6 protein-coding genes and 3 pseudogenes are annotated in these 7,055 nt (G+C 66.8%); 4 read left to right on the top strand and 5 right to left on the bottom strand.

The window, feature by feature from the left end; genetic code table 11:
* Both AC2VOU_RS09270 and AC2VOU_RS09265 read right to left on the bottom strand, forming a co-directional pair.
* Nucleotides 1-288: pseudogene (locus AC2VOU_RS09270) on the bottom strand (amino acid deaminase/aldolase); the annotation flags it as partial.
* The gene (locus tag AC2VOU_RS09265; protein ID WP_486957110.1) at nucleotides 285-914 is read right to left on the bottom strand and encodes a TetR/AcrR family transcriptional regulator; all 630 of its coding nucleotides are present in this window, start codon (nucleotides 912-914) and stop codon (nucleotides 285-287) included. The gene AC2VOU_RS09265 and the pseudogene AC2VOU_RS09270, both read right to left, overlap by 4 nt.
* Before the next feature lie 75 nt (nucleotides 915-989).
* On the opposite strand from AC2VOU_RS09265, the gene AC2VOU_RS09260 reads away from it, so the two are divergent.
* A complete protein-coding gene (locus AC2VOU_RS09260; protein ID WP_486957109.1) occupies nucleotides 990-2,291 on the top strand; it encodes a D-arabinono-1,4-lactone oxidase in 1,302 nt (433 codons plus the stop codon).
* A 3-nt stretch (nucleotides 2,292-2,294) separates the two neighbouring features.
* Entirely contained in the window at nucleotides 2,295-4,235 is a 1,941-nt protein-coding gene (locus tag AC2VOU_RS09255; protein ID WP_486957108.1) for a neutral/alkaline non-lysosomal ceramidase N-terminal domain-containing protein, read from the top strand.
* A 19-nt stretch (nucleotides 4,236-4,254) separates the two neighbouring features.
* On the opposite strand, the pseudogene AC2VOU_RS09250 reads toward AC2VOU_RS09255, so the two are convergent.
* Both AC2VOU_RS09250 and AC2VOU_RS09245 read right to left on the bottom strand, forming a co-directional pair.
* Nucleotides 4,255-4,356: pseudogene (locus AC2VOU_RS09250) on the bottom strand (enoyl-CoA hydratase/isomerase family protein); the annotation flags it as partial.
* A gap of 123 nt (nucleotides 4,357-4,479) precedes the next feature.
* Nucleotides 4,480-5,451 (bottom strand): annotated as a pseudogene (locus AC2VOU_RS09245) (fumarylacetoacetate hydrolase family protein); the annotation flags it as partial.
* 24 nt (nucleotides 5,452-5,475) lie between these two features.
* Here AC2VOU_RS09245 and AC2VOU_RS09240 point away from each other — a divergent pair.
* Together AC2VOU_RS09240 and rnhA are read left to right on the top strand one after the other, a co-directional pair.
* A complete protein-coding gene (locus AC2VOU_RS09240) occupies nucleotides 5,476-6,105 on the top strand; it encodes a glyoxalase (protein WP_486957107.1) in 630 nt (209 codons plus the stop codon).
* The gene (gene rnhA / locus AC2VOU_RS09235) at nucleotides 6,102-6,617 is read left to right on the top strand and encodes a ribonuclease HI (protein ID WP_486957106.1); all 516 of its coding nucleotides are present in this window, start codon (nucleotides 6,102-6,104) and stop codon (nucleotides 6,615-6,617) included. Before AC2VOU_RS09240 ends, rnhA begins: the two co-directional genes overlap by 4 nt.
* Here rnhA and AC2VOU_RS09230 read toward each other — a convergent pair.
* The coding region (locus AC2VOU_RS09230; RefSeq protein ID WP_486957105.1) for an ATP dependent DNA ligase at nucleotides 6,557-7,055 on the bottom strand (499 nt) is incomplete at its 5' end. The genes rnhA and AC2VOU_RS09230 overlap by 61 nt on opposite strands.

Genomic DNA, 7,055 nt, shown 5'->3' with positions numbered 1-7,055 from the left:
GGCCCGGTCGATGCTGGGGTAGCCGAGCAGCACGTCGGACTGCCCATTGCGGACCAGCCAGAGTGCTTCGGGCAGCGAGTAGGCCATCACCCCGGCGAAACCCGGCGTAGCCAGCGCCTGGTCCAGCACCCATCGGCATCGCACCGATTTGCTGGCAACCCGTACCGGCTTGCCGCCCGCTCGGCGCACCAAGTCTGTTGCGTTGGCCCGCAACGCAACAAGGTCGAGTGCGACCAGCGGTGGGTCCAGTTCGGCGGTGGCCCGATTGAGCGCATCCAGATCGGTCATTGGGTGTGCCTCCGTCGACGGCGGCCCGTCTTCGCGTACGTCCGCAGGTACTCGGCGAAAGCCGCCAACCGGGAACGCGCGGCCACCCCGTCGCCGTCGACCAGCCAGCGCAGCGTGACGCCGTCGAGGACGGACAGCACCTCGTCGGCGAGGTCGTCGACCGGGATCAGCCATGTCGCGCCGGTAGTCTGCGCCGTGATCGCCAGCAGTGCGGTCACCGCTTTTCGGGATGCCTCGTATTGCCGCAGCGCCACGTGTTTCATCGCGGGATTGCGCAGCGCGTGGGTGGTGATCTCGTAGGTCAGCAGTTGAGCGTCGCGGCTGGCCTCGATCCGGTCCCACAGTCCGTCGACGACCAGGCGCAGGGCGCTCGCCAGGTCGTCGGCGCCGTCGATGTCCAGCGCATCCGAGGCCGCCGACAGCAGATCGGCAACGATGCGGTCGGCCAGCGCGACCAGCAGGTCGTCTTTGTCTTTGAAGCAGTAGTGCACCACTCCGAGTGCCACATCGGCGCGGTCGGCCACAGCCCGGATGGTGACGGCGGAAATACCCTCTGCGGCGGCCAGGTCGAGCGCGGCTGCGACCAGCTGAGCGCGGCGCTCGACTTGCGGGAGTCGAGATCTCATCGCCTCCATGAAACATCTGGACGCATGTTCAAGTCAAGCTTGACTTGGACGTATGTCCAGATTAATAGTTGGGGTGTGACCACGTGGACGAACTGGGCGGCGACCGCCAGCGCGCAGCTCGCCGGCGTCGAAACACCGTCCACTGTCGGCGACTTGCAGGAGGCGGTGCGCAGCGCGGCGCAGCGCGGACTGCGGGTGAAACCGATTGGCGCCGGCCACTCCTTCAGTGCGATCGGACAGACCGACGGCATCCAGCTGCGACTGGACCGTCTCAGCGGAATCGTCACCGCGGACCGCCGGACGGGACTGGTTACCGTGCTCGCCGGCACCCGGCTGCGGGCCCTCAACGAATCGTTGTGGGACATGGGCCTGGCCCTGACAAATCTCGGTGACGTGGATGTGCAGACCATCGCGGGTGCCGTCTCGACCGGCACTCATGGAACCGGCGCGACGCGGGGCGGTTTGGCGACCCAAATACGCGCGCTCGAACTCGTGCTCGCCGATGGTTCACTGCTGCGCTGCAGCGCCGAGCAGAACAGCGACGTCTTCGCCGCCGCGCGAGTGGGTCTGGGCGCGCTGGGTGTCATCGCCACCGTCACACTGCAATGCGAGCCGGCGTACGCACTCTGCGCGCGGGACGCACCGGAATCGCTCGACGCGGTGTTGACCGAGCTCGATGCGCACGTCGCCGACAACGACCATTTCGAGTTCTACTGGTTCCCACACACCCGGCGCACGCTGACCAAGCGCAACAATCGGCTGCCCACCGGCACGCCGCTGCGCCCGTTGGGCCGGCTGCGTAGCTACGTCGACGACCACCTGCTGGCCAACACGGTCTTCGAGGGCTTCCAACGGCTCACGACACAATGGCCCAGCCTCAGCCCCCGCGCCAACGCGATGTCGGCGAAGGCATTGTCCGCCCGTACCTACGCCGACCGCTCCTACCGGGTATTCGCGTCGGTGCGCTCGGTGCGGTTCCGCGAGATGGAATACGGTCTGCCGCGCGATGCCGTCGTCGACGTGCTGCGCGAGCTCGATGCTTCCCTGAGCCGCAGCGGTGAACTCGTGGCCTTTCCGGTCGAGGTGCGCTTCGCCGCGGCCGACGACATCTGGCTGTCCACGGCCAACGAGCGCGATACCGCCTACATCGCCGTGCATCAGTACCACCGGCGGGACCACCGGCGTTACTTTGCCCAGTTCGAGGCGATCGCCAGGTCGGTCGACGGCCGGCCGCACTGGGGCAAGATGCATGCCCGCAGTGCCGACGACCTGCGGCCCGCCTACCCGCATTTCGACGAATTCGTCGCTGTCCGCGACAATCTCGATCCGCAGCGCTGTTTCGCCAATGACTACCTGACTAGCGTGCTGGGAGCCTGAGCAATGGAGTATCAGGTCGGGCGCGGGATCGCTGACATCACCGGCGAGCCCGCGGAATGCGGAATGCTGGGCTATGGGGTGCGCTCGCAAGTCACCAGCGGGCTGCACAACCGTTTGCGCGCAAGAGCATTCGTCCTCGCGGAGCCCGCCCGCGACGCCCGGTTGGTGCTCGTGGTGTGCGAGCTGCCACTGATGCTGGACAGCGTGCACCGCGAGGTGCTGCGGCGCCTCCAGGCGACCTACGGCGATCTGTACCGCCTCGACAACGTGATGCTCACCGCGACCCACACTCATTGCGGGCCCGGCGGATACGGGGACCAGTGGCTTTACAACTCCAACACGCATGGCTTCCGGCCACAGACCTTCGCCGCAATTGTCGACGGCATCATTGCGGCCGTCGCACACGCACACGACGACCTTGCCCCGGCGACCTTGAGCACCGCCACCGGACAGCTGCACGACGCGAGTATCAACCGATCCCCCTCGGCGTTCGCGCGCAATCCCGCGGCTGATCGCGCGCATTTCCCGGAGGCCATCGACCCACAGACCACTGTGCTGCGTATCGAGCGCGGCGGCCGGTTGGTCGGCGCCGTGTGCTGGTTCGCCACGCATGGCACCAGCATGACCAATCGCAACACCTTGATCACCGGCGACAACAAGGGCTACGCCGCTTACCTGTGGGAGCGGGTAGACCGCCACGTCGACTACCTCGCCGAGGGACCACCGGACCTCGTGGCGGCGTTCGCCCAGACCAACAGTGGCGACATGTCCCCGAATCTCCATCGCCGGCCCGGCAGCGGGCCCACCGAGGATGGGTTCGAGAACACCGAAATCATCGGCGCACGCCAGGCCGCCGCCGCCAGAGGGCTCAGCACCGCCCCCGCCGTCGTCATCACCAGCGGCCTCGACGCTCGCGCCAGTTACGTTGATCTGTCCAATTTTTCGGTGCGCTCCGAGTTCACCGGCGACGGGCGAGAGCACCGCACCGGCCCGGCCCTTGCCGGCGCCGCGGCGCTGGCCGGCACCGAGGAAGGGCCGGGGCCGCTGTACCCGTTGCTCAAACAGGGACGCAACAGGATCATCGACGGCATCGCACGGTCCATGATCTACCGGTTGTCGCCGCGGCTGGCCGATAGTCATGCCCCGAAAGGTGTTGTGGGACCGGGTAGTCGCTTGAACGCGGCGCTACCGCTGATGGCCGAGGGCGGCCTGGTTCAGCTGCTGCGGATCGGCCACTTGTATCTGATCGGCATCCCGGCTGAAGTCACCATTGTGGCCGGCCTCCGGCTGCGCCGCACCGTGGCCGAGATCGTCGGCGCCGACCTTGCTGATGTGCTGGTCGCCGGCTATTGCAACGGTTACCTGCACTACGTCACCACCCCCGAGGAATACGACGAACAGCGTTACGAGGGCGGCAGCACGATGTTCGGCCGATGGGAGCTGCCGGCGCTTCAGCAGGTGGTGGCCGGGCTCGCCGCCGACCTGCGCGACGGTCGGCCGACAGCGCGTCAAACGCTGCCGCTCAACGATTCCCGACGACGGCGATCCCGCCGACATCCCCGGGCGGACGAACCGGCGGCCGGACGACAGTTCGGCGACGTTCTCATCGCTCCGGAACGGAGCTATCAGGCGGGTAAGACGGTCACCGCGGAATTCGTTGGTGCGTATCCCAACAACGATCTGCGCCACGACGATTCCTATCTGCGGGTGGAGCACGAGATCGACAACGAGTGGGTGAGAGTCGCCGACGACGGCGACTGGTCGACAATATTCCGTTGGCGCCGAACCGGACGCCGGTCCTCGGTTGTCACGGTGACGTGGACGATTGCGGCTGACACCGCGCCGGGCCGCTACCGGTTGCGCTACGACGGCAACGCCCGCGACACCGAGAACCGGACGCGGGCGTTCACGGGGACGACTCTGCCGTTTGAGGTGTTCTGCTGATCACCAAAGCCGTTGGCTACTAAAGCGAATCCCACACCGGTGCGCGCTTTTCCATGTGCGCCTTGGCCGCCTCGGCCGGGTCGTTGGTGAAGCCGGTCAGCATCTGTGTGCGGTTCTCGATCCATTCATATGGAAATTCACCACCCACCGACCTCGATGACCTGCTGAACAGGCGCCCGAACACGACCCCGCCCAGCATGACCCCCGCGGAACTTACGGGCGCGACCACTAAGTTTTCTCATCGCGGGTTCACGCCCCGTTCGGCGGGCCTAGCATCCGGTTTGGGTCGCGGTGACAGCGGTTGCGGCGCGGGCGTTTTGCGCACGGTCTGGCGCGTCTCACCCAGGCCCTCCACTCGCAGAGTGACGACGTCACCGTCATGCAGCCAGCCACGAAAGCTCTCCGGCGCCATGGGATCGAGGTGCTCGACCAGCGTGCACGTCGGCACCGTGCCAGAACCGAACACGTCACCCGCGGTGAGCGGCACACCACGCGATGCGTAGGAGATGACCTCGGCGAAACTCCAATCCATCTGCGCGGTCGACCCGGAACCCACCACCTCGTCGTTGACCAGCGCGGTGACGTTCAGGCTCAGCTTGCCGCCGCGGCGGTACGGCTCGAGTTCATCGGGCGTAACCAGGTAGGGGCCCAGCGTGACGCCGCTGTCCTTACCCTTGGCCTGACCGATCGCGAGCTGCCCCTCGAGCAGTTGCAGGTCGCGCGCCGACCAGTCGTTGAAGATCATGTATCCGACGATCGCCTGCTCGGCGTCGGCGACGGACAAGTCTTTCCCGGCTGTTCCGATCACCGCGGCGATTTCCAATTCGAAGTCCTGCCAGACGCTTCCAGGTGCCATCGGCGCGTCCTCGTAGGGGCCGAGAACGGTTGTCGGACAAGCAAAATAGAAGGCGGGAATCTGGTACCAGGCATCCTTGAGCACCCGGCCACCGCCCATTGCCGCCTGGCAATTGCGCATGTGGTCGAGAAAGCACAGGCTGTCTCTGATCGACGGCGGCCGCGGAATCGGCGCCATCAACGTCGCCTGCGCCAGCGGAATCGTCGCAGCCGAACGCATCGCCTCGTCCCTGGCTTCGGCCAGGGCGCCGCGACCGACGAGATCGAGCAGACTCACCCCCGGCGGAAGCGCATGAATGACGTCACCGGCCAGGAGGCCGGTCCGCGGACCGCTGTCGTCTCGAAAGGTAAGCCACCGCATCGTGATTCAGTACCGTAGTCGACTATGCCCATCACCGTCGCCGAAATCGAGGTTGCCGACCCACCGGACGCGTGGCGGCGAGCCGGGTTCACCGTCGATTCCGATGCCGCCTGCCGCCTCGGGGCAGTTCGGATCCGGCTGGCCGGACCCGGTCGCGGCACCGGAATCGTCGGGTGGTCGCTGCGTGGCCTGCCGGCCGGTGACCTCGACGGCATCCCGACATCCAGATCAGTCGCGGCCGCGCCGGAGCCGGCCGGCCATTCCAACGGCGTCACTGCGATCGACCACATCGTGCTGCTCTCCCCTGACCTGCGCCGAACGGTCGCGGCTCTGGCCGACATCGGTGTCGAGCCACGCCGGGAGCGGGTCGGCGACCTCGGCGGACGACCCATTCGCCAGGTTTTCTTCCGGTTCGGTGAGGTGATCATCGAGGTGGTGGGCTCACCGGAGAATGCCGGCGACGGGCCGTCCACGCTGTGGGGAATCACCTACACCGTGGCAGACATTCACGCCACCGCGGCCTTCTTCGGCGATCGCACGACACCGGTCAAGGACGCGGTGCAGCCCGGACGCCGGATCACCACGCTGCGTCACCGTGCGCTCGGCATGTCGGTCCGGACGGCAATGATCTCGGCACCTATTCTCGGCGAATGAGCGAGCGCGCCGACGACGTGGTGATCATTCACACCGACGGTGGATGCCGCCCCAACCCCGGCCCCGGGGGCTGGGGCGCGGTGCTGCGCCAGCGTCAGCACGTCCGCGAGATGTGTGGCGGCGACTCCGCGGAGACGAGCAACAACCGGATGGAGCTGACCGCGCCGATCATGGCGCTGGAGGCACTCACCCGACCGGTCGCCGTGCACCTCTACACCGATAGCACCTACGTCCGCAACGGCATCACCAAGTGGGTGCTCGGCTGGGAACGCAACGGCTGGCAGACCGCGGCCAAGCAGCCGGTGAAAAACGTCGACCTCTGGCAGCGGCTTCAGCTGGCCTGCGCGCGCCACCGAGTCGAGTGGTTCTGGGTGAAGGGGCACTCCGGGATCTCCGACAACGAGTTGGCCGACGAGCTGGCGACCCGAGGTTTGCGCGAAGCGATCGGCTCCTACTCCCGCACCACCTCACCGGGTTCTTTGTCGGGCCGCAACCCCCGCCAACTGGGTTGACGCATCCGGCCGTCCGACGTCCATCCGCTGTAGCGAACCTCACCGACCAGCGTCGGCGTCACAAAGGTCACACCCTTGGCGTCCTGCGTGGAAAGCCTTGTAGCGAAGGGTGATTGGTCGGTACGCAACGGCTCCAGGGTCGCTTTCAGGCCGGCCAGGTCGCGCTCGGTGAAACCAGTGCCGACGCGGCCGGCGAAATGCAGGCCGTTGCCGCCCGGTATGCCCATCAGCAGCGAACCGATGCCGCTGCTGCGCCCACCCTGGCCGGCCCGCCAACCGCCGATGACGACTTCTTGGGTTTTCCAGTGTTTGTCCTTCACCCAAGACGCGGAGCGACGGCCCGGCTGATAGGTGGATTCCCACTTCTTGGCGATCACCCCCTCCCACTTCTTTTTGCGTGAGCACTCCAAGGCCTCGGCGCCGCCACCGGGAAGTAGG

Source organism: Mycobacterium sp. TH-M25 (genome assembly GCF_057473665.1).
This window is presented reverse-complemented; position numbering and strand designations above follow the sequence as displayed.

What these genes read in the sequence shown, in the direction of transcription:
- AC2VOU_RS09255 (WP_486957108.1), top strand. Translation starts at nt 2,295, where the DNA reads ATGGAGTATCAGGTCGGGCGCGGGATCGCTGACATCACCGGCGAGCCC.
- rnhA (WP_486957106.1), top strand. Translation starts at nt 6,102, where the DNA reads ATGAGCGAGCGCGCCGACGACGTGGTGATCATTCACACCGACGGTGGA.
- AC2VOU_RS09265 (WP_486957110.1), bottom strand. Translation starts at nt 914, where the DNA reads ATGAGATCTCGACTCCCGCAAGTCGAGCGCCGCGCTCAGCTGGTCGCA.
- AC2VOU_RS09240 (WP_486957107.1), top strand. Translation starts at nt 5,476, where the DNA reads ATGCCCATCACCGTCGCCGAAATCGAGGTTGCCGACCCACCGGACGCG.